General features: G+C 69.0%; 19 protein-coding genes. 9 read left to right on the forward strand and 10 right to left on the reverse strand.

Annotation, left to right across the window (positions count from 1 at the left end; all coding sequences use genetic code 11):
- Positions 1 to 7: 7 nt before the first annotated feature.
- A complete protein-coding gene (locus VAR608DRAFT_RS12005) occupies positions 8 to 1,858 on the forward strand; it encodes a DUF294 nucleotidyltransferase-like domain-containing protein (protein ID WP_088954263.1) in 1,851 nt (616 codons plus the stop codon).
- Positions 1,855 to 2,487 (forward strand): 3'-5' exonuclease, encoded by a 633-nt coding sequence (locus VAR608DRAFT_RS12010; protein WP_088954264.1) that lies wholly within the window; start codon positions 1,855 to 1,857, stop codon positions 2,485 to 2,487. The genes VAR608DRAFT_RS12005 and VAR608DRAFT_RS12010 overlap by 4 nt, the downstream gene beginning before the upstream one ends.
- Here the strand turns inward: VAR608DRAFT_RS12010 and VAR608DRAFT_RS12015 are convergent, their stop codons facing one another.
- Both VAR608DRAFT_RS12015 and VAR608DRAFT_RS12020 read right to left on the reverse strand, forming a co-directional pair.
- Entirely contained in the window at positions 2,488 to 4,221 is a 1,734-nt protein-coding gene (locus VAR608DRAFT_RS12015; RefSeq protein ID WP_088954265.1) for a cation acetate symporter, read from the reverse strand.
- Complete coding sequence (locus VAR608DRAFT_RS12020; RefSeq protein ID WP_088954266.1) at positions 4,218 to 4,526, reverse strand: DUF485 domain-containing protein; 309 nt, start codon at positions 4,524 to 4,526, stop codon at positions 4,218 to 4,220. The genes VAR608DRAFT_RS12015 and VAR608DRAFT_RS12020 overlap by 4 nt, the downstream gene beginning before the upstream one ends.
- Positions 4,527 to 4,674: 148 nt before the next feature.
- Between VAR608DRAFT_RS12020 and VAR608DRAFT_RS12025 the strand changes: the two genes are divergently transcribed.
- The gene (locus VAR608DRAFT_RS12025; protein WP_088954267.1) at positions 4,675 to 5,157 is read left to right on the forward strand and encodes a Crp/Fnr family transcriptional regulator; all 483 of its coding nucleotides are present in this window, start codon (positions 4,675 to 4,677) and stop codon (positions 5,155 to 5,157) included.
- A 21-nt stretch (positions 5,158 to 5,178) separates the two neighbouring features.
- Here the strand turns inward: VAR608DRAFT_RS12025 and VAR608DRAFT_RS12030 are convergent, their stop codons facing one another.
- From VAR608DRAFT_RS12030 to VAR608DRAFT_RS12040, 3 genes are read right to left on the reverse strand one after another with little or no spacing between them, the layout of a single operon-like run.
- Positions 5,179 to 5,928, reverse strand: a complete 750-nt coding sequence (locus VAR608DRAFT_RS12030) for a metallophosphoesterase family protein (protein WP_157730857.1) — start codon at positions 5,926 to 5,928, stop codon at positions 5,179 to 5,181.
- Between the two features lie 60 nt (positions 5,929 to 5,988).
- Positions 5,989 to 6,759 (reverse strand): response regulator transcription factor, encoded by a 771-nt coding sequence (locus VAR608DRAFT_RS12035; protein ID WP_088954269.1) that lies wholly within the window; start codon positions 6,757 to 6,759, stop codon positions 5,989 to 5,991.
- Positions 6,756 to 8,741, reverse strand: coding sequence for a hybrid sensor histidine kinase/response regulator (locus VAR608DRAFT_RS12040; RefSeq protein ID WP_088954270.1), 1,986 nt, complete (start codon positions 8,739 to 8,741; stop codon positions 6,756 to 6,758). The genes VAR608DRAFT_RS12035 and VAR608DRAFT_RS12040 overlap by 4 nt, the downstream gene beginning before the upstream one ends.
- 223 nt (positions 8,742 to 8,964) lie before the next feature.
- On the opposite strand from VAR608DRAFT_RS12040, the gene acs reads away from it, so the two are divergent.
- The 3 genes from acs to VAR608DRAFT_RS12055 all read left to right on the forward strand — a co-directional run bounded on the left by acs (position 8,965) and on the right by VAR608DRAFT_RS12055 (position 13,632).
- Positions 8,965 to 10,947 carry an acetate--CoA ligase gene (gene acs / locus VAR608DRAFT_RS12045; RefSeq protein WP_088954271.1) on the forward strand — a complete coding sequence of 661 codons (1,983 nt, stop codon included), beginning with the start codon at positions 8,965 to 8,967 and terminating at the stop codon, positions 10,945 to 10,947.
- A 111-nt stretch (positions 10,948 to 11,058) separates the two neighbouring features.
- Positions 11,059 to 12,567, forward strand: a complete 1,509-nt coding sequence (locus VAR608DRAFT_RS12050; protein ID WP_088954272.1) for a DASS family sodium-coupled anion symporter — start codon at positions 11,059 to 11,061, stop codon at positions 12,565 to 12,567.
- Positions 12,568 to 12,579: 12 nt separating this feature from the next.
- Positions 12,580 to 13,632 carry an Ldh family oxidoreductase gene (locus VAR608DRAFT_RS12055; protein ID WP_088954273.1) on the forward strand — a complete coding sequence of 351 codons (1,053 nt, stop codon included), beginning with the start codon at positions 12,580 to 12,582 and terminating at the stop codon, positions 13,630 to 13,632.
- Between the two features lie 4 nt (positions 13,633 to 13,636).
- Here the strand turns inward: VAR608DRAFT_RS12055 and VAR608DRAFT_RS12060 are convergent, their stop codons facing one another.
- The 4 genes from VAR608DRAFT_RS12060 to VAR608DRAFT_RS12075 are packed head-to-tail and all read right to left on the reverse strand — an operon-like array spanning position 13,637 to position 17,868.
- Complete coding sequence (locus VAR608DRAFT_RS12060; protein WP_088954274.1) at positions 13,637 to 14,614, reverse strand: MBL fold metallo-hydrolase; 978 nt, start codon at positions 14,612 to 14,614, stop codon at positions 13,637 to 13,639.
- 57 nt (positions 14,615 to 14,671) lie between these two features.
- Positions 14,672 to 15,751 carry an isocitrate/isopropylmalate dehydrogenase family protein gene (locus VAR608DRAFT_RS12065; RefSeq protein ID WP_088954275.1) on the reverse strand — a complete coding sequence of 360 codons (1,080 nt, stop codon included), beginning with the start codon at positions 15,749 to 15,751 and terminating at the stop codon, positions 14,672 to 14,674.
- 25 nt (positions 15,752 to 15,776) lie between these two features.
- Positions 15,777 to 17,147, reverse strand: a complete 1,371-nt coding sequence (locus tag VAR608DRAFT_RS12070; RefSeq protein ID WP_088954276.1) for an MmgE/PrpD family protein — start codon at positions 17,145 to 17,147, stop codon at positions 15,777 to 15,779.
- 52 nt (positions 17,148 to 17,199) lie between these two features.
- Positions 17,200 to 17,868 (reverse strand): tripartite tricarboxylate transporter substrate-binding protein, encoded by a 669-nt coding sequence (locus VAR608DRAFT_RS12075; RefSeq protein WP_231973453.1) that lies wholly within the window; start codon positions 17,866 to 17,868, stop codon positions 17,200 to 17,202.
- A 42-nt stretch (positions 17,869 to 17,910) separates the two neighbouring features.
- Between VAR608DRAFT_RS12075 and VAR608DRAFT_RS12080 the strand changes: the two genes are divergently transcribed.
- Genes VAR608DRAFT_RS12080 through VAR608DRAFT_RS12085 form a run of 3 tightly spaced genes read left to right on the forward strand, consistent with a single transcriptional unit; the run spans position 17,911 to position 20,750 of the window.
- The gene (locus VAR608DRAFT_RS12080; protein ID WP_088954277.1) at positions 17,911 to 18,855 is read left to right on the forward strand and encodes a LysR family transcriptional regulator; all 945 of its coding nucleotides are present in this window, start codon (positions 17,911 to 17,913) and stop codon (positions 18,853 to 18,855) included.
- 45 nt (positions 18,856 to 18,900) lie between these two features.
- Positions 18,901 to 19,980: a carboxymuconolactone decarboxylase family protein gene (locus VAR608DRAFT_RS36965; RefSeq protein ID WP_157730859.1), complete on the forward strand. Its 1,080-nt coding sequence runs from the start codon at positions 18,901 to 18,903 to the stop codon at positions 19,978 to 19,980.
- The gene (locus VAR608DRAFT_RS12085) at positions 19,980 to 20,750 is read left to right on the forward strand and encodes an adenylate/guanylate cyclase domain-containing protein (RefSeq protein ID WP_157730861.1); all 771 of its coding nucleotides are present in this window, start codon (positions 19,980 to 19,982) and stop codon (positions 20,748 to 20,750) included. Before VAR608DRAFT_RS36965 ends, VAR608DRAFT_RS12085 begins: the two co-directional genes overlap by 1 nt.
- Here the strand turns inward: VAR608DRAFT_RS12085 and VAR608DRAFT_RS12090 are convergent.
- Positions 20,735 to 21,481 carry a DUF899 domain-containing protein gene (locus VAR608DRAFT_RS12090; protein ID WP_172843975.1) on the reverse strand — a complete coding sequence of 249 codons (747 nt, stop codon included), beginning with the start codon at positions 21,479 to 21,481 and terminating at the stop codon, positions 20,735 to 20,737. The genes VAR608DRAFT_RS12085 and VAR608DRAFT_RS12090 overlap by 16 nt on opposite strands.
- Positions 21,482 to 21,535 lie beyond the last annotated feature (54 nt).

A 21,535-nucleotide genomic window follows, 5' to 3' on the forward strand; every position in this document is an offset into this window, starting at 1 on the left:
TGCGTGGATGCCCAACGCCTTCAACTTCCAGGCATCGCCTTTCGACTGCCTCGATGCCGAAGAGCAGCAGATCGTCCGCGCCGGGGTCGACATCGCCTACTTCCGCGAGGGCGATGCGATCCTCGATGCGGGCATGGCGCCGACGCATCTCTTCGTGGTCATCAAGGGCTTCGCGCGGCAGTACGAGCATGGCGGCACGGAGCCGGTCGCCGGCTTCGGGCCCAACGACACCTTCGACGGCCGCAGCCTGCTGACCGGCCAGGTCGCGGGCCGCTTCGTCGCGGCCGAGGAGATGCTGGCCTACCAGCTCTCGCGCGAACTGGTGAACGGGCTGATCGCGCGCAACGCGACCTTCGGCGCGCGGCTGTTCTCCGATCTCTCGAACAAGCTCGCAGCGATCGCGGGCCAGCGCGGACGGCACGAGCTGCAGTCGCTGGAGATGGCACGCGTCGATGCGATCGCGATCCGCGCGCCGCATTTCGTCGATGCGGACTGCGACGTGCTCTCGGTGGTGCGGCTCTTCCAGTCGGAGCGCGCGACCAACGTGCTGGTGCGCGACGGCCGGTCCGATCCGCCGCGGCTCGGCATCTTCACCGTGACCACGCTGCAGCGTGCGGTGCTGCACGGCACGCCGCTCGACCGGCTGCCGGTCGGCGAAATCGCGAGCTTCGGGCTCATCACCGTGCGCGCGGGCGATCCGGTGGGCGATGCGCTCACGGTCATGGTGCGGCACAAGGTGCACCGCGTGGTCGTGATGGCCGACGAAGCCGAAGAGCGGGTCATCGGCGTGCTCGAGGCGATGGACCTGTTCAGCTTTCTCGCGAACCATTCCTACCTCATCAACCGCGAGATCGCCGAGGCCCGCGACCTTGCGGCGCTCGCGCAGGCCTGCGAGCACATCACGCGGCTCATCGGACTGCTGCAGCGCGGCGGCACGCGGGTCGGGCAGATCGCCACGCTGGTGCAGGCGCTCAATGCCAAGCTGTTCGAGCGCACCTGGCAGCTCGTCGCGCCGGCGGATCTGGTTGCCAACAGCTGCCTCTTCGTCATGGGCAGCGAAGGCCGCGGCGAACAACTGCTCAAGACCGACCAGGACAACGGCCTGCTGCTGCGCGACGGCTATGCGCCGCCCGAAGACCTCGAAGCGATCTGCGCGCGCATGACGCAGGCGCTGGTGGACTTCGGCTATCCGCCCTGCCCCGGCGGCGTGATGCTGTCGAACCCGCGCTGGCGCGGCGGCGAACGCGAATTCGCGGACCGCGCGCAAGGCTGGCTGCTGCAACCCGATGGCGACAACCTGATGTCGCTCGCGATCTTCCTCGATGCGCATGCGGTCTGCGGCGATGCCTCGCTGCTCGCGGGCGTGCGCGAGCGCCTGTTCCAGATCGCCACCGACAACGAGCCGATGCTGGCGCGCTTCGCCTCGGTGGTCGATGCCTTCGCGACCGACAGCGGCTGGTGGCAGCGCATCCTCGACTTCGGCGGCGGCAGTGACGACGCGGCGCGCAGCCTCGACATCAAGAAGCAGGGCCTCTTTCCGCTGGTGCATGGCGTGCGCAGCCTCGCGCTGGCCGCCCGGCTTGCGGACACATCGACCGCCGCGCGCCTCGCGGCGCTGGTCTCGCGCGGGCAGATCGAGCGGGCCCTTGCCGACGATGTACTGCAGAGCCTGCATTTCTTCATGGGACTGCGCTTGTCGGCGGGTCTTGCGGAACTCGAAGCGCGCAAGCCGGTGAGCGGCAGCGTCGATCCCGCGAAGCTCAACAGCCTCGACCGCGATCTGCTCAAGGACACGCTGCAGGTCGTCAAACGCTTGCGCCGCATGCTGCGGCTGCGCTTTCATCTGGACGCGGTGTGACCGGCGCCTTCGCCGCGATCAAGCGCGGGTGGCTGCTCTACCACCTCGGCGATCCGCGCTTCCGCTTCATGTGGGATCCGCCCCCGCCGGACGAATGGGTGGCGCTCGATTGCGAGACCACCGGGCTCGATGTGCGCCGCGACGAGATCGTGGCCATCGCGGCGGTGCGCATCCGCGGCAACCGCGTGCTGTGCAGCGAGCGGCTCGAACTGCTGGTGAAGCCCGAGCGCCGCGCGGTGTCGCCCGACAGCGTGCGCGTGCACGGCCTGCGCGAGCGCGACGTGGCACAGGGCATCGCGATGGACGACGCCTTGAAGCAGTTGATGGAATTCATCGGCAGCCGGCCGCTGGTCGGCTACTACCTCGAGTTCGACGTCGCGATGATCGATCGCGCCCTCTTCCCGATGCTCGGCATGGGCCTGCCGCAGCCGAAGATCGAAGTCTCGGCGCTCTACTACGAATACAAGAACCGCCAGCGCCCGGTGCACGAGCGTGGCGGTGACATCGACCTCCGGTTCGCGACCATCATGTCCGACCTCGGCCTGCCGCAGCGCCCGGCGCACGATGCGCTCAACGATGCGGTGATGGCCGCGCTGGCTTTTCTCAAGCTGCGCGGCCTCGCTGCGTGATCAGTGGGCCGAGGCGGTGGCCGCGCCGAGCCCGGTCTCCGAGCGCACCTGCTGTGCCGGGAACGCCGCCCGCTCCTTCTGCGCCTGCTTGCTGCGGTCCATCAGCGAGAAGATCCAGATGCCGAGGAAGGCGATGACCATCGAGAACAGCGCCGGTGATGCGTAGGGGAACAGCGCCGAGCCCTTCGGATTGCCGAGCGTCGCTTCCCACACCGAGGGCGACACGATCGTCAGCGCCACTGAAGAGATCAACCCCAGCGATCCGCCGATGACCGCGCCGCGCGTGGTGCAGTCCTTCCACAGCACCGACATGAACAGGACCGGGAAGTTGGCCGAGGCCGCTACCGCGAAGGCCAGCGACACCATGAAGGCGATGTTCTGCTTCTCGAACGCGATGCCCAGCAGCACCGCGACGATGCCGAGCGCGACCGTGGTGATGCGCGAGACCTTGAGCTCGGCGCGGCTGTCGGCCTTGCCGTTCTTGATCAGCGTGGCGTAGACGTCGTGCGACACCGCCGAGGCGCCCGAGAGCGTGAGGCCCGCCACCACCGCCAGGATGGTCGCGAAGGCGACCGCCGAGATGAAGCCGTAGAACACGTTGCCGCCGACCGACTTGGCCACCAGCACCGCCGCCATGTTGGCCGCGCCCGCGCCGCCCTTGATGGTGCCCGTCGCGACCTCGGCGAACTCGGGGTTGGTCAGCACCAGCGTGATCGCGCCGAAGCCGATGATGAAGATCAGCAGGTAGAAGTAGCCGATCCAGGTGGTGGCCCAGAACACCGACTTGCGCGCTTCCTTCGCATCGGGCACCGTGAAGAAGCGCATCAGGATGTGCGGCAGGCCGGCGGTGCCGAACATCAGCGCCATGCCGAACGAGATCGCGGAGATCGGGTCCTTCACGAAGCCGCCCGGGCCCATGATCGCGAGGCCGATCGCCGAGGCCTCCGCCGGGCTCTTGCCGCCGTTGGCCGCGATCTGCGAGCGCACCTCCACCGACTTGGCGAACAGCGCCTCGGGGCTGAAGCCGAAGCCCGCGAGCACCATGATGGCCATGAAGGTCACGCCCGCGAGCAGCAGCACCGCCTTGATGATCTGCACCCAGGTAGTGGCCGTCATGCCGCCGAACAGCACGTAGATCATCATCAGCGCGCCGACGATGACGACCGCGACCCAGTAGTCGAGGCCGAACAGCAGCTTGATGAGCTGCCCCGCGCCGACCATCTGCGCGATCAGGTAGAACGCCACCACCACCAGCGTGCCCGAGGCCGCGAAACCGCGGATCGGCCCCGGCTTGAAGCGGTAGCCCGCGACGTCGGCGAAGGTGAACTTGCCGAGGTTGCGCAGCCGCTCCGCCATCAGGAAGGTGATGATCGGCCAGCCCACCAGGAAGCCGATCGAATAGATCAGGCCGTCGTAGCCGGTCGCCATCACCGCGGCGGAAATGCCGAGGAAGGAAGCCGCCGACATGTAGTCGCCCGCGATCGCGAGCCCGTTCTGGAAGCCGGTGATGCCGCCGCCCGCGGTGTAGAAATCGGCGGCCGACTTGGTGCGCGATGCGGCCCACTTGGTGATCCACAGCGTGAGCAGCACGAAGCCCGAGAACATGCCGATGGCGATCCAGTTGGTCGGCTGCTTGGCGACCTGGCCGACGTCGCCGCCGGCGGCGCATGCAAGGCCTGCCGCGCCTGCCAGTGAGATCGCGACGACGGCGCGTGAAAGTGCACGGTGGTTCATCGCGTCGCCTCCTGGATGATCTCGCGCGTCAGGCGATCGAACTCGCCGTTGGCGCGGCGGATGTAGTAGGCCGTGATCGCGATGGTGAAGACGATCACGCCCAGGCCGATCGGAATGCCGATGGTCGTCACGCCGCCGCCGATCGGCTGCGCGAGAAAGGGCTTGTTGAAGGCGATCAGCGCGATGTAGCCGTAGTACACGAGCAGCATCAGCACGGTCAGCCACACGCCGAAGCGGTTGCGCTTGTCGCGCAGCTCGCGGTACTTGGCGCTGGCCTGGATCTTTTCCACCACGGGTTCGCTCATCGTCGGTCTCCTGATTGGGGATGCGAAACGATTCTGCGAGGCGCTCATCGGCCCGGGTGGGCGATGTAATCATTCGTCACATTGGGATGCAGCGGTGCAGCATTGCGGTGCACTCGCCCGCGGCACGACCCTTGCCTGCCATTCGCGCATGGACCAACTGCTGCACCACACGGCCGGCCTTCCGGAGATCGCGCTCTCACCGGGCGAGGCGGTGGTGCGGGAGGGCGAGGCCGGCGGCGGGCTGTGGGTGCTGGTGTCGGGCGTCCTGCAGGTCAGCAAGGGCGGCACGGTGATCAATTCGATCAGCAAGCCGGGCGCCGCGATCGGCGAGATCTCGCTGCTGCTGGATTCGCCCTTCAGCGCCACGGTGGCGGCGAGCACGCCATGCGTCGTGCGCCACGCGGTCGACGGCCGTGCCTTTCTCATGAGCGATCCGGCCATCATGCGGCTCATCGCGCAGGGCCTGGCCGAACGGCTGCATTTCGTCACGACCTACCTCGCCGACTTGAAGAACCAGTACGGCGATTCGCCCGGCCTCGCGATGGTCTCGCACGTGCTCGGCCAGCTCGCGCACCGCCAGGGGCCGGTGGCCAGTCCCGGCTCGGCGCGCGAACCGAATCCCGACTATTGATCCGGTCGCGGCCCGGCGGACTCAGAAGACCGAGCGCGCCGGTGCGCGTTTCGCACCAAGCTGGAGCATTTCCTCGCCCATCAGCGAGTGCCACGATGCGGTGCCCGCACCGAGGTCGATCACGATGTGGGCGGGCACCGGCCCGATCTGCCGGCCCGGATTGAAGACCCAGGTGGTGCCGACACGGTCCGCCCAAGCGCCCTCGGGCTTGAATGGCGGCTCGTGCACATGTCCGGTGAGCACAAAGTCCGGCTGAAATTGCGCAATCCAGACAGCCACGTCGGCATCGCCGTAGTGGCGCCTGCCGGTCCAGCAGGTGGGCGAATCCACGGGCGGCCAGTGGTAGATCCAGACCCAGCGCGCGGGGCGGCGTTGCGCGTCGGCCGCCAGCTGCGCTTCGAGCGCGGCGCGGCCCACCGGGCCGTCCCACCAGGGGCAGACGGTGACCAGGGTGTCGCCGAGCTCCAGCGAATCGCCGTCGATCGCGATGCCGGTGCGGCGGCTCTCCGGCAGCCAGAGGGCGGCACGTTCGCCATGCCGGTCCGCACCCGTGAGGTCGTGATTGCCGGAAGCCACCACCAGCGAGCGGCCCGGCCTGGCCAGCGCGAAGTACCGCAGCAGCACCACCGACTGCGTATCGAGCGACACCGGCGAACTCACGTCCATGTGATCGCCGGCCAGCACCACGAGGTCGAAGGACGGCGCCGAGCGCACCACCCAGTCGAACTGGGGCAGCGCGTAGTGGAGATCAGCGACGAGCAGGATGCGCAAGGCGTGTCGATAAAGCGGCGTCCCCGGATGCGGGGACTCGATGCCTTCGCAAAGCAGCTTTCATTCCCAGCTCACATCCGCCGCGAACAGGTAGCCCGCCCCATACACCGTCTTGATCACCGAAGGATCGTGCGGGTCGGGCTCGACCTTGCGCCGCAGGCGCGAGATGCGCACGTCGATGCTGCGGTCGGTCGGCGCCAGGTCGCGCGAGCCGGTGAGCTGCTCGCGCGTGAGGATCTGGTGCGGGCGTTCGATGAAGGCGCGCAGCACCTGCATCTCGGCGGTGCCGACCTGGTGCTCGGCGCCGTCGGGCGCGCGCAGCAGGTTGGCCGCGCAATCGACGCGCCAGCCCAGAAAGCGCGCATAGCGACGCTTGCCCGGCGACTGCCCGGGCGCGAGGCTGCGCCGGCGCAGGATGCTGCGCACGCGCGCGACCAGTTCGCGCGCCTCGAAGGGCTTCACCACGTAGTCGTCGCCGCCCATCTCCAGCCCCATCACCCGGTCGGCCGGATGGCCGCGGCCGGTCAGGATCAGCACGCCCGCGTTCGAGGTCGCGGTGATGCGGCGCATGAGGTCGAAGCCATCCATGTCCGGCAGGCCGAGGTCGATGATGCAGAGGTCGGGCTTCTCCATCTGCAGGCGCCGCAGCGCCGCCGCGCCGCTGCCGAAGGTCTCGCAGTTGAAGCCGAACTCCTGCAGCGCCGAGATCACCAGCCGCGCGACGCCCGGGTCGTCCTCGACCACGTAGACCAGCGCGGGCGTGCCCGCGTCCTCGCCCGCGGCGCGATGCACCGTAGTGCCGGTGCCGGGGTGCTGCTCTCTTTCATTCATGGCGGGGTTCCCTCCTCGATGGCCCGGTCGAGTTGTTCCGAAGTGAAGGGCTTGGTCAGGAGCGGAATGCCCGGCAGCCGCGGCAGGTCGCCGGGCGCATTGCCGCTCATGAGGACCACCGCGCCGGCCCGCCCCTCTGTGCGCGCCGCCTGTGCGACCGCGCTGCCGTCGATCTCGCCGCCCAGCGCCACGTCCGACAGCAGGAGCGTGATGCCCGGCGTATTGGCCAGCAGCTTCAGCGCTTCGGCGCCGCTGTCGGCTTCGAGCACCACGTAGCCCAGCTCGAGCAGGCTGCGCCGGATCGCGCGCCGCACCTGCGCGTCATCGTCCACCAGGAGCGCGAGGCCGCGGTCGGCCGCGCGATGCGCGCCTGCGCCCGACTCGTCCGGCCCGGCGTCGGGCGCAGGCGGCTCGGCGGCCGGCAGCCAGACGGTCACCGTGGTGCCGCGCCCCGGCGCGCTGCGCACGTCGATCGCGCCGCCCGACTGCTTGATGAAGCCGTACACCACCGCCATGCCGAGGCCGGTGCCGCGCCCCGGGGCCTTGGTGGTGAAGAAGGGCTCGAACAGGTGGGCGAGCGTATATTCGTCCATGCCGCTGCCGTTGTCCTCCACCTCGATGCGCACGCAGTCGCCTTCCGACAGTTGCAGCGGCGCCGCGACCGCCGCATCGATGTGGGCGGCGCGAGCGCGCAACGAGATGCGCGCGTCCGGGCCGCTGGCATCGCGCGCATTGAGCACCAGGTTGACCAGCGCCTGTTCGAGCAAGGTGGCGTCGATCCAGGTCCACAGCGGCGCATCGCCCACGTCCACTTCGAGCCGCAGGGTCTCGGGCAGCGAGCGCCGCACCAGCCGCGCCACCGTCTCGACCAGGGCGCCCACATGCACCGCCGCCGCCTGCAGGGGCTGGCGGCGCGCGAAGCTCAGGAGGCCGCGCACCAGGTCCGCCCCGCGCCGCGCGGCATCGAGCGCCGGCTGCACGTATTCGGGCAGCGCGGGATCGCCCGGCCGTTCTTCGGCGAGCGCGGCGAGGTTGCCGATCACCACCGTCAGGATGTTGTTGAAGTCGTGCGCGAGGCCGCCCGTCAGATGGCCCAGCGATTCGAGCTTGTGGGCGCGCGCGAGCAGGGCCTGCGAGCGTTTCTCCTCCGTGATGTCGAAGGTGAGCTCGAAACAGCCGGCGACGTCGCCGTCCGGACCGTGATCGGGGATCAGCGAGGTGCGCACCGCGCGGCGCCGGCCGTCGTGCGTCTGCAGTTCGTATTCGAAGCTGCGGGTCTCGCCCGCGAGCGCGCGCAGCACGTTGGGCTTGACCAGCGCATACACCGACTCGCCCAGGAAACGCTTGGCGCTCACGCATTCGGGCCGCGCGGTGTCGACCTGGAACCAGTCGCGGTAGCCCCGGTTGAGGTAGGCGTAGACGCGCCGGCGGTCGAAGTAGGCCACCAGCGCGGGGATCGAGTCCATGATGAGCCGCACGCGCTCCTCGCTGCGCTGGAGCTCGCCGGTGCGCGCCGCAACCCGCGCTTCGAGCTCGGCGTTGTGGTCGCGGATGATCCGCTCGGCGCGGCGCTGCTCGGTCACGTCCTGGTAGATCGTGACGAAACCGTGCCCCGGCACCGGCTCGCCGCGGATGCGCAGCACGCGGCCGTTGGGCCGCACGCGCTCGATCTCGTGCGTGGCGAAGGTGCGCGCGGCCGCGACGCGCTGGGCCACCAGCGCATCGGGGTCGCCGGGGCCGTATTCGCCGCGGCGGGCGTTGTAGCCGATGAAGCTCTCGAACGGCGCGCCCAGGTAGGCCATCTCGTCCGGAAAGTCGAGCAGGCGCACGTAGGCCCTGTTCCAGGCCACCAGCCGCAGGTCGCGGTCGAAGATCGACAGGCCCTGGTCGACCAGGTCGAGGCCGGTCTGCAGGGTCAGGTAGCGCTCCAGCGGCGCCGGGGCCGCTGCGGGTTCGGCGACCGATGCGGCGCCGGCGCTCATCGAGCGCCTCCGCGGCTGCAAACATTCGTCATGTTCTTGTGTGTCTCCTGAAAAGTTCGTGGGCCATCCTTCGGCTACCCATTCTTGAATTCTTGAGCACAAGACCGAGGGCAAGCATGACACGCATCAAGCGCCGCGCAAATGGTCCGGGCGGAAGCCAGGCCGGTTCCGGGGCCCTGATGCTGCCGGCCTGCCCGGGCCAAACGAACCTTCAGGAGCCGACATGACCACTGCTAAGTCCACGACAACTTCCGCTGTCTACGCGCCCGACGAGGCGTTCGTCCGCCGCGCCCATGTCTCCGGCCGGGAGGCCTACGACCGGCTGGTCGCCGAGGCCGATGCGGACCACGAGGCCTACTGGGGCCGTCTCGCGCGCGAATACCTGGCATGGAAGCAGCCCTTCACGGAGGTGCTGGACAGCAGCCAGGCGCCGTTCTTCCGCTGGTTCGGCGACGGCACGCTCAACGCCTCGTACAACTGCCTGGACCGCAACGTCGAGCGTGGCCTGGGCGGCAAGACCGCGATCATCTTCGAGGCGGACGACGGCCAGGTCACGCACGTGAGCTACAGCGAGCTGCTGGAGCGTGTCTGCCGCACCGCCAACGCGCTGAAATCGCTGGGCGTGAAGAAGGGCGACCGGGTGGTCATCTACATCGCGATGTCGATCGACGGCGTGGTGGCGATGCAGGCCTGCGCGCGCATCGGCGCCATCCACTCGGTGGTGTTCGGCGGCTTCTCGGCGCAGGCGCTGCGCGACCGCATCGCCGACACCGGCGCGGTGCTGGTCATCACGGCGGACCAGCAGGCGCGCGGCGGCAAGCACCTGCCGCTGAAGGCGATCGTCGACGAGGCACTGATGCTCGGCGGCTGCGACAGCGTGCGCAACGTGCTGGTGGCGCGCCGCACCGGCGGGGCGGTGCCCTTCCAGGCCCCGCGCGACCTCTGGCTGGCCGATGTGGTCGCGGCACAGAGCCCGGTCTGCGAGCCCGAGTGGGTGGAAGCCGAGCACCCGCTCTTCCTTCTCTACACCTCCGGGTCGACCGGCAAGCCCAAGGGCGTTCAGCATTCGACCGGCGGCTACCTGCTGCATGCGGCGCTGACCTGCCACTGGACCTTCGACCTCAGGCCCGAGGATGTCTTCTGGTGCACCGCCGACATCGGCTGGGTCACCGGCCACACCTACATCACCTATGGGCCGCTGGCGCTGGGCGGGACACAGGTGGTGTTCGAGGGCGTGCCGACCTACCCGGACGCCGGCCGCTTCTGGCGGATGATCCAGGAGCACCATGTGACGGTCTTCTATACCGCGCCGACCGCGATCCGCTCGCTCATCAAGGCCGCCGAAGCCCACCCCGCGGTGCATCCCTCGCGCTACGACCTGTCGAGCCTGCGCATCCTCGGATCGGTGGGCGAGCCGATCAATCCGGCCGCCTGGGAGTGGTACCACGAGCACGTCGGCGGCCGCCGTTGTCCGATTGTCGATACCTTTTGGCAGACTGAAACGGGTGGCCACATGATCACGCCGCTGCCGGGCGTCACGCCGCTGGTGCCGGGCTCGTGCACCCTGCCCTTCCCGGGCATCGCGGCCGCGGTGGTCGACGAGACCGGACAGGAAGTGCCCTGGGGCGAAGGCGGCATGCTGGTCGTCAAGCGCCCGTGGCCCTCGATGATCCGCACCATCTGGAACGACCCCGACCGTTTCAAGAAAAGTTACTTCCCCGATGAATTCCAGGGGCGCTATTACCTCGCGGGCGACGGCGCGATCCGCGACGCCAAGACCGGCTACTTCACGATCACCGGCCGCATCGACGACGTGCTCAATGTCAGCGGCCACCGCATGGGCACGATGGAGATCGAGTCCGCGCTGGTCGGCAAGACCGACCTCGTGGCCGAAGCGGCGGTGGTCGGGCGGCCCGACGACACCACCGGCGAGGCGATCTGCGCCTTCGTGGTGCTCAAGCGCAACCGGCCGCAGGGCGACGAGGCGAAGAAGATCGCAGCGGAACTACGCGACTGGGTCGCCAAGGAGATCGGCCCGATCGCCAAGCCCAAGGACATCCGCTTCGGCGACAACCTGCCCAAGACGCGCAGCGGCAAGATCATGCGGCGCCTGCTGCGCAGCGTGGCGGCAGGCGAGGCGATCAAGCAGGACATCTCGACGCTCGAGAACCCGGCGATCCTGGAGCAACTCGATCAGACTTACTAAGCAGGTACAACCGCCGCGCGCATCGGCGCGCGGCGTTGGCCCTGACGGGCATCGACTGCTACGCTTGCGTTCGACGCTTCTGCCGAAGCACCCAACGAAGGGAACGCATTCATGAGCATCAGCACGAACGAGCCCGTCCGTACGCAACCACCCGCCGCAGCGGCGGCGCCCAAGCCGGTCCCGTGGGGCCTCTACATCGCCGCGGCCGCGATGCTCGCGGTGCTGGCCCTGCCGCTGCCCGAGGGCCTGCCGGTCGCCGGGCACCGCATGCTGGCGATCCTCGTCTTCGCCGTCATTGTCTGGATCAGCGAAGCGGTGAGCTACGAGGCCAGCGCGATCATGATCACCTCGCTGATGGCCGCGCTGATCGGCCTCGCGCCCAAGGTGGACGCGCCTTCGGCGAGCTACGGCACCGGCGCGGCGCTGGGCATGGCGCTGGCGGGCTTTTCGAGCACCGCGCTGGCGCTGGTCGGCGCCGCGCTGTGCATCGCGGCCGCAATGACCATCACCGGGCTGGACCGGCGCATCGCGCTGGTCACGCTGTCCACCATCGGCACCAGCACGCGGCGCATCCTGATCGGCAGCATCGTGGTCACGATCGTGCTGTCGCTCGTGGTGCCGAGCGCCACCGCGCGCAGCGCCTGCGTGGTGCCGATCATGATGGGCGTGATCGTGGCCTTCGGCGTCGACAAGCGCTCCAACATCGCGGCCGGCATCATGATCATGGTCGCGCAGGCCACGAGCGTGTGGAACGTCGGCATCCAGACCGCCGCCGCGCAGAACCTGCTGACCGTCGGCTTCATGGACAAGCTGCTCGGCGAGCGCGTGAGCTGGATCCAGTGGCTGGTCGCCGGTGCGCCCTGGGCGATCGTGATGTCGATCGTGCTGTACTTCATGGTGCGCTGGCTGCTGCCGCCCGAATCCGAATCCATCGCCGGCGGCAAGGAAGCGGTGCAGCGCGAGCTGGCCGCGCTCGGGCCCATGACCGGGCCGCAGAAGCGGCTCGCGGCGGTGTCGATCGGCCTGCTGCTCTTCTGGGCCACCGAAGGCAAGCTGCACGACTTCGACACCGCATCGGTCACCTACGTCGGGCTCGTGATCCTCATGCTGCCGCGTGTCGGTGTGATGGACTGGAAGACACTGCAGGGCCGCATCCCATGGGGCACGCTGATCGTCTTCGGCGTCGGAATCAGCCTCGGCACCGCGCTCCTGACCACGCAGGCGGGCCAGTGGCTGGGCCGCTTCGTGGTCGCGCATTCGGGGCTCGCCACGCAGGGGCCGGTGGTGGTGTTCGCGATCCTCGCGGCCTTCCTGATCCTGATCCACCTCGGCTTCGCGAGCGCGACCGCGCTCACCGCGGCGCTGCTGCCGATCCTGATCTCGGTGCTGCAGACCCTGCCCGGCGACATCCACAAGGTCGGCATGACGATGCTGCTCGGCTTCACGGTGAGTTTCGGCTTCATCCTGCCGATCAACGCACCGCAGAACATGGTGTGCCTCGGCACCGAGACCTTCAACGGCAAGCAGTTCGCGCGCGTGGGCATTCCGGTCACGGTGATCGGCTACCTGTTGATGCTGCTGTTCGCGGTGACCTACTGGCGCTGGCTCGGCTGGACCTGACGGAGCATCGGAATGATCATGTCCCTCGACGACGCCCGCGCGCTCGGCGCGGGGATCCTCGCGGCGCAGGGCGTGCCGCATGACATTGCAGCCGACGTGGCGGAGCATCTCGTCGAATCCGACCGCTGCGGCTATACCAGCCATGGGCTCTCGATCCTGCCGAGCTACCGCAAGTCGATGCAGGGCGGGCATCTGCAGGGCGACGGGCGCGCGACATGCATCGCGGACCGCGGCGGCCTGCTGATGTACGACGGCCAGGGCGGCTTCGGCCAGCACGTGGGCAAGGTCGTGATGCAGGCCGGCATCGAGCGCGTGAAGCAGACCGCCCATTGCATCCTCACCATCCGGAATTCGCACCACCTCGGGCGCATGGGGCACTACGGCGAGATGGCCGCGGCGGCCGGCTATGTGCTCCTGAGCTTCACCAACGTGATCAACCGCCCGCCGATGGTCGCGCCCTACGGCGGCAAGGTCGCGCGCCTGACGACCAATCCGGTCTGCTTCGCCGGCCCGATGCCCAATGGCCGTCCGCCGCTGGTGGTCGACATCGCGACCAGTGCGGTCGCCTTCAACAAGACGCGCGTGGCGGCCGAGAAAGGCGAGCCGCTGCCCGAAGGCTGCCTCATCGATGCCAACGGCCTGCCCACCACCGATGCCTCGGTGATGTTCGCCGACCCGCCGGGCGCGATCCTGCCCTTCGGCGCGCACAAGGGCTATGCGCTCGGCGTGGTGGCCGAGCTGCTGGCGGGCGTGCTCTCCGGCGGCGGCACGATCCAGCCCGAGAACCCGAGCGACGGCATGGCGGTCAACAACATGTTCGCGGTGCTGATCGATCCCGCGATGGAGTTCGGCCTCGAATGGAAGACCGCCGAAGTCGAGGGTTTCCTGAACTACCTGCACGACACGCCGCCCGCGCCCGGCTTCGATCGCGTGCAGTACCCGGGCGAATACGAAGCGCAGAACCGCGAGCGCAATGCCACGCACCTGGAGCTCGCGCCGGCGATCTGGCGCTCGCTTGCAGGGCTCGCGGAATCGCTCGGCGTGACGGTGCCGACCGAGGCCTGACGGGCTACATCTGCGCCTCGCAAGCGACGGTGCACTTGCCGTCGGCGTTGAACTCCATCGTGCGTCCCGACAAGGGTACGTAGGCCGGCATGTTCAACGCCTTGAGGAAGGCCTCGGTCTTGCTTCCCGGCCGGACCTTGCCGCGCACCGTGCCGACCTCGTTGGCGTGCGAGGCGATCACCGACGCCGGCTTCACCAGCTCGTTCATGATGAAGGCCGATTCCTGCGGCCCGGTCGTGAAGCCGTCGCCCATGTTCATCACCGCGAGCCTGGCGTGGTAGTAGTCGCGCACCACGCGCTCCTGGTCGGCGACGATGCCGGTATCGCCCGACAGGTACGCCACCAGGCCGTTGCTGAAGCGCAGCACATAACCTGTCGCGAGGCCCACGTCGCCAGCGATGCCCGCTTCCTTCATCGACTTGCCGAGCTCGCCGCCGATGTAGTCGGGATCAACGCCGTTGCTGTGCAGCGCGCTGACCGTCGCGATGCGCACGCCACTGACGGTCACGCTGCCGCCGAAGCGCGCGAGCATCGAATCGGCCGGACTGCCGCCGTTGGCCTTGAGCTTGGCCGCGAAGAAAGGCGGCATTTCGCTGCCGGTGACGATCTTCGATTTCTTCGCCAGCGCGATCTCGACCGCGAGCGTATTGGGCAGCGCCGACACCGACATGTCCGGTGCCTCGCAGCTGCCCGAGTTCGGCGCCTTGTTGTGCGCGTTGCCGACGTGATCGCCGTGCATGTGGCTCACGAGGATGATGTCGATCTTGCCCAGCCGCGGGTCCGACGCGCCCGCCACGGTGCGGCCCGGGTCGTAGAGGATGCGCGTGCCGTTGGGGTCCTCGAAGATCAGTGCGCGGTCCTGCGGGCAGAACTCGCCGTCGATGCCGCCCAGTGGCGTCACCTTCACGTTCTGCGCCACGGCGGGCAGGGCCAGGGCGGCAAGCGCCGCGCCGATGGCGGCCAGTCGATTCAGTCGCTTCATGGAATCTCCATCAACAGGGTTGCAGGAAAGGGTTGTTTCCGCCGGTAGGCCGGGACCTCAGACGTGGAGGTTCTTCAGCACGGCCCGCGTGAACGACGCCGTGTTGCCGGTGCCCCGGATATCCCCGGTCCGCGCCTGCCGGTCGGCAAGCGCGGCGGTGGTCGCCTTCGACATCGATGCGCCCATGCGCACCGCGCCCTCGTTGCGGCGGCTGTGGCCCAGCCACTCGAACATCATGCGGGTCGATTCGATCATCGCGTAGGGGTTGGCGATGCCCTGCCCGGCGATGTCAGGCGCCGAGCCGTGCGTGGCCTGCGCCATCGCGACGTCACCGTCGCCGATGCACAGCCCCGGCGCCATGTCGAGACCGCCGACCAGTCCCGCCGCCTCGTCGGAGAGGATGTCGCCGAACATGTTGGTCGTCACCACCACGTCGAAGCTCTGCGGATCGCGCACCAGCCGCATCGCGAAGGTGTCGACGATCACGTCGTCCACGCGCACGTCCGGGTACTCGGCCGCGAGCTTGCGGCACTCCTCGACGAACATGCCGCAACCCAGCTTGAAGACCGTGTCCTTGTGCACGTAGGTCAGGTGCCCGCGCCGCTGCCGCGCGAGCTCGAAGGCGGCGCGCGCGACGCGCCGGCTGCCCGCGCGGGTGATCACGCGCACCGAGAGCGTCACGTCGTCGGTGGGCCGGAACTCGCCCGAACCCGCGACCATGTTGCGGTCGGGCTGGAAGCCCTCGTTGTTCTCGCGCACGATCACGAGGTCGACGCCGTCGTGCAGGCAGCCGATGCCCGGATACGAGCGCGTCGGCCGCACGTTGGCGAACAGGTTGAAGTTCTTGCGCAGGATCGGATGCGGGTTGATCGCGTCCGGCACCTTGGGATAGGCACGGTGCCCGATGGGGCCGAGGATCCAGCCGTCGAGCGTCTGCAGCGTCTCCATGGTCCTGGGCGGCAGCGTGTGCCCATGCGTTTCGAGCGCGCGCGCGCCGATGGGCAGCGGATGCCAGTCGATCTGCACGCCATGGAGTTCGGCGGCGGCGCGCGCGATGTCGACCGATGCGGGGACGATCTCGTGGCCGATGTCGTCGCCGTTGAGGATGCCGATGCGAAGGGGTGCGGGTCGTGTCACGGCTGGTCTCGAAGAAGTGGATTCATCACGCCGCACAGAGCGCGGTCAGCGTGCGGATGTCGGAAATGGAAGCCAGCGTGCGGCAGTGCTTGGTGATCTCGTCCGCACGCGCCTGGCCGAGCACCGGCACCACCAGCGAGGCGAACTTGGCCTCGAGCTGCGCGTCGGTCAGCGGGTTCTCGAGCGATCCGATGGCGTGTTCCACGTTCACTTCCACGCGACGGCCGTTGGTCAGCACCGCTGTCACGCGCACCGCGGCTTCGTCGATGCTGTCGTCGACCGTGGCCTGCACCTTGTTGCGCAGCGCGACCACGCGCGGGTCGTTGACCACCGCATCGGAAAACTCCTCCTCCCCCGCGCGGCCGAAGAGCAGCCCGGCGGCGCAACCGTGGTAGACGCTGAACTTGCCCTGCAGCCCATCCTTCGGCTCCTTCTTGCCGGTCAGCTCCAGCACCAGCGAATGCACGCGCAGTTCGATGCGCTCGACCTGCTCGGAGCTGATGCCCCGCGCGCGCAGGCGCACGCAGGCGTCGATGCTCGGGTGGATCACGATCCCGCAGGCGAAGGGCTTGTAGGTGTTGAAGGAGATCTCGAAGCGCTCGCCGAGCTCGTCGGTCACTTCGTTCCACGCGCGCTTTTCCGACACCACCTGCACGAAGCCGCGCGGCGCTTCGAGCGCGCGCTCGCTGGCCGTGAAGCCCTGGCTCGCGAGCAGCGCCGACATCAGCCCGGAGCGCGCCGCAGCGCCCGGGTGGAAAGGCTTGGTCATGGTGCCGAACTGCTCGCGCAGGCCCACCGGCTGCGACGCGGCGATGCCGAGCGCCATGGCGGTCTGCTTCTCGTCGAGCCTCAGAAGGCGTGCGCAACCCGCGGCAGCGCCGAGCATGCCGGTGGAGCCGGTGATGTGCCAGCCCCGGTCGTAGTGGTCCGGGTACATGGTGTTGCCGATGCGGCAGGCCACGTCGATGCCGAGCACCAGCGAGTCGATCACCGCGCGGCCGCTCGCACCGCGATGCTCCGCCAGGGCCAGCACCGCCGAGGCCACCGGCCCCGCGGGGTGGATGATGGTCTTGAGGTGCGTGTCGTCGAAGTCGAAAGTGTGCGAGGTGATGCCGTTGACCAGCGCGGCACTGGCCATGTCCACCCTCTCCGTGCTGCCGAGCACAGTGGCTTGCGGCGCGGGCCGCAGCAGGCGGACCGCCCCGAGCGTTGCGTGCGCTGCTTCATGATATACCGCACCAATGGCGCAGCCGAGCCAGTTGTAGAAGGTGCGATGGGCCTCCCGCTCCACCGCGTCGCTCCAGCCGCGCGAGGCGTGGCCGGAGACGAAGCGGGCAAGGATGGCGGTGACCGGGGGTGCCGAGGTGTCGGCGGGAACGTGCGTGTTGCGTGCCACTGGAACTGAATCGGTTGCGGGGTTGAAAGAAAAATGGAATCTCTGCGCGGCGTCACTCGTCGAGCCGGATGCCGCGCGCCTTGGCGAGCGCGCTCCAGCGCGCGATCTCCGAGGCGATGTACTGGCCGAACTGGTCCGGCGTCATGGGCCAGGGCTCCACCGCCTCGCCCGCGAGTTTTTCCGCGAGGTCCGGCGACTTGAGCACCGCGACCTGCGTCTCGTTGAGCCGCCGCACGATGTCCGCCGGCATGCCCGCCGGGCCGACCGAGCCGTACCACTGCATCGCGTCGAAGCCCTTGAAGCCGACCTCTTCCATCGTCGGCACCTCCTTGAGCTGCGCGCTGCGCTCCTTGCCGGTGACGGCCAGCGCGCGCATGCGGCCCGAGCGCAGGTGCGGCAGCGCCGCCGCGAGGCCGGGGAACATCGCCTGCGTCTGGCCGCCGATCAGGTCGGTGATCGCGGGCGCGATGCCGCGGTAGGGGATGTGGACCATGATGGTCCCGGTTTCCTGCTTGAAGAGCTCCATCGTCATGTGCGTGAGCGAACCCGCCCCGGCCGAGCCATAGCTCACCTTGCCCGGGTTGGCCTTCACGTACTGGATGAACTCGTCCACCGTGCTTGCGGGCACCGAGGCGTTGACCGCGAGCACGTTCGGCGTTGCGCCGATCATCCCGATCGGGGTGAAATCCTTGATCGCGTCGTAGCTGGCGGTAAATTGCAAGTTTCTGGTGCTTTATTGCACTCTCTGCATGAATCGATCGCCATGACCAAGCCTTCGCTGGCGGACCTTCGCGCCTTCGTCACCGTCGCCGAGACGCAGAGCTTCGCGGCCGCGGCGCGTGCGCTGTACCTTTCGCAGCCGGCCCTGTCGCGCCGCATCTCGCACCTCGAGGACATGCTGGAGGTGCGCCTGTTCGACCGCACCACGCGCAGCGTCGCGCTCACCACGCTCGGGCAGCGTTTCCTCGGGCAGGTGCGCGGCTTGATGGAAGAGCTCGACCGCTCGGTGCAGAGCCTGCGCGACGCGGCCGAGCTGGAGGCGGGCGACGTGACCATCGGCGTGGTGCTCTCGACCATCCACCACTTCATGCCGCCGGTGATCAACGCCTTCCGTGCCCGGCACCCACGCGTGCTGGTGCGCATCATCGAAGAGGGTGCGGACGAAGTGCTCGCCGCCGTCAAGCAGGGCGAGGCGGACTTCGCGCTCAACTACATCGGCATGCAGGACCCCGAAGTCGAGTTCACGCCGCTGCTGAAGGAGCCCTACGTGCTGGCCGTGCCCGCGGGACATCCGCTGGCCAGGCGCCGCTCGGTGGGCTGGGAGGAGCTCGCGGACTACCCGCACGCGCGGGTGTCGCAGGCGAGCCGCAACCGGCTGTTCATCGACCAGGCGCTGGCCGAGCTGCCGCCCCTGCCCCGCCCGGTCTGCGAAGTGCGGCACGTCTCGACGCTGATCGGCCTCGTCGAGCACGGGATGGGCGTCGCGGTGGTGCCGCAGCTCACGCTGCCGCACAGGCCGGGCTCGGTGGTCGGCGTGCGGCTCGAAAAGCCCGCGATCAGCCGGCCCATCGGCATCATCAAGCGCGCCGGGCGCAGCCTGTCGCCGGCCGCCGAGGCCTTCGCGGAGCTGCTCGCGAACGCGAGCCGTGCGGCGCTGAACTCGGCGCGGCGCAGCCAGGGCAGGCAGAATCAGCTTCCGGGCCGGTGAAATGCCGGCACAGGGCGCAATCTTCGATTTCCGGTGGAGTGTCCGATGGCGATGTTGCTGAGCGAGATCCAGTGGAGCGATCCGGTGCTGCCGGCGTCGCCCGATGCGAAGTGGGAAGCCGAACTCAAGCGGCGCGGCGCCCAGGTCCTCGAGGTGGACCGGCGGGTCGCCCCGATCGGCTGGCTGCGCGAGGCCGCCTACCAGGCCACCAACTACATCCCCGCCGCCGTGCCCGAGCGCATGCACCGCATGGGCAGCATGGTGACGGCGCAGGAGAACGCCTGCCGCTACTGCTACGGCGCCAACCGCGCGTTCATGAAGGTGCTGGGCTATCGCGAGTCCTTCATCCAGCAGGTCGAGCGCGATGTGCTGCTGGCCGATCTCGACGACAAGCAGCGCGCCTTCATCGCCTTCTGCCGCCGCCTCGCGCGCTCGAAGCCGCGGCCGGCCGCGGCCGACCGCGCGGCGCTGCTCGCGAGCGGCTACACGCCCACGCAGGTCGGCGAGATCGCGTTCGCGATCTCCTTCGGGTGCTTCTACAACCGCGTGAGCACGCTGCTGGCGTGCCCGCCCGAGCAGAAGTTCGAACACATGGCGGCCGGCCCGATGCGCTGGGTGATCGCCCTTGCAATGCGCTGGACGAAGAAGCCCGAAAGCCCGCCACCGGCCACGACGGACCTGGCCGTGCTGACAGCCGGCCCCTTCGGCGCGGTGCTCGCGCCGCTCGCCGGCCTTGGCGCGGGCAGTGTCATGAAGGCGGCGCTCGACGGCTCCTTCGAGCCCGGCGCGCTCAGCCGCAGCGCGAAGGGACTGATGTTCGCGGTGATCGCGCGCACGATCGGCTGCCCGCATTGCGAAGCGGCGGCCGTCCGGCTGTTGCAGAACGAAGGCCTCGGCCAGGCCGAGATCGACGGCGCCATCGGCACGCTGCGCTCGCCCCGTCTCGCAGCGCGCGAGGAAAACCTTCTCTCATGGGCCCGGGACACGGTCTACTACGAGCCCTCGTCCATCCAGCAGAAGACCCGCGCGCTCGGCGCCGAGCTGGGCCCCGCCGCACTGCTGGAAGCCATCGGCGTTGCAGCGCTCGCGAACGGCACCGTCCGCCTCGCGATGCTGCTGGAGTGATGGCGCTGGGCTGGGTTCTTGCCGCAATCGGGGCGGCCGCCGTGGCGGCATTGGCCGCGCTGGCGCTGCGCATGCGGCACCAGAACGGCCAGCTCGAAAGGCTGCTCCTCGCCACCGACGACAAGCTGGAGCAGCTCCAGCGCCAGTTCGAGCGCTTCGTGCCGGCCGATGTGGTGGAACGCCTGACCCTCGGCGGCGACACCTTCGCGCCCGAGCGCCGGCAGGTGACGATGCTGTTCGCCGACCTGCGCGGCTTCACCGCGCTGTGCGACCGGCTCGACCCGGCCGTGACCGTGAGCGTCCTCAACGACTACTTCCGCCACATGACGCTGGCGATCACGCGCCACCACGGCCATGTGACCGAATTCGTCGGCGACGGCCTGCTGGCGCTGTTCGGCGCGATGGAGCCCAATCCCTGGCAGGCGCGCGACGCGGTGCTGGCCGCGCTCGACATGCGCGCCGAACTGGCGCGCTACAACGCCACGCTGCGCGAGAAGGGCCTGCCCGAGCTGCGCTTCGGCGTCGGCATCCACGGCGGCGAGGTAGTGGCCGGCGTGATCGGCACCGCGGGGCTGTCGAAGTTCAGCGTGACCGGCGACCCGATCAACGTCGCCTCGCGGGTCGAGGGGCTGACCAGCAAGTACGAGGTCGACCTCCTGATCACCGAGGACATCCGCCGCGCGCTCGACGACCGGTTCCGCCTGCGGCCGATGCCGCCCGCGATGGTCAAGGGCAAGGCGGAGCCGATCCAGACCTACTTTCTCGAGTGATCCTTGCGGAACGCGGCCTCGCCGGCATCCGACACCTCCACCCACTTCTTGTCGGGCTCGGCGTCGGCGGCGTAGCTGTCATGCCAGTTCCACCATTTGTAGGGCGGGGTCTGCGGGTAGCCTTCGGGCGAGTCCTCCCAGGCTTCCTGCCGGCCCAGCGGCGTGATGTCGAGGTAGTTCCAGGTGCCGCCCATCTGCTCGTCGCCGCGGTTGTTGACGAAGTAGGTGCGGAAGATGCGATCGCCATCCTGGAAGAACACATTGGTCCCGTGCCACTCGCCGACCCCGAAGTCGGCATCGAAGCTGTCGGTGACGGTGAACCACGGGATGTCCTCCCAGCCCATGCGCGCCTTCAGCCGCGCGATGTCCGCCTGCGGCGCCCGCGAGACGAAGACGAGCGTGGTGTCGCGGGCGTTGAGGTGCGCGAGATGCGCAACCTGGTCCGCCACCATCGAACAGCCCCGGCAGGCATGCTCGGGCCAGCCGAACACCCCGGGCTCGTAGAAGGCGCGGTAGACGATGAGCTGGCGGCGGCCATCGAACAGCTCAAGCAAGCTTCGCTTGCCCGTGGGGCCTTCGAAGACGTATGGCTTTTCCACTGCCATCCACGGCATTCGCCGACGCTCGGCGGCCAGTGCGTCGCGCGCGTGGGTCAGCGCCTTCTCTTTCGCGAGCAGCTGCCCGCGGGCCGTTTCCCACGCCTCGCGCGACACGACCCGCGGGGTGTGCATCTTCTGGGTTGATGAGCTCATGGTTGCAATCTCCTGGTCTGGAAAAGGCCAGTC

The organism is Variovorax sp. HW608 (genome assembly GCF_900090195.1).
Classification (GTDB): Bacteria; Pseudomonadota; Gammaproteobacteria; order Burkholderiales; family Burkholderiaceae_C; genus Variovorax.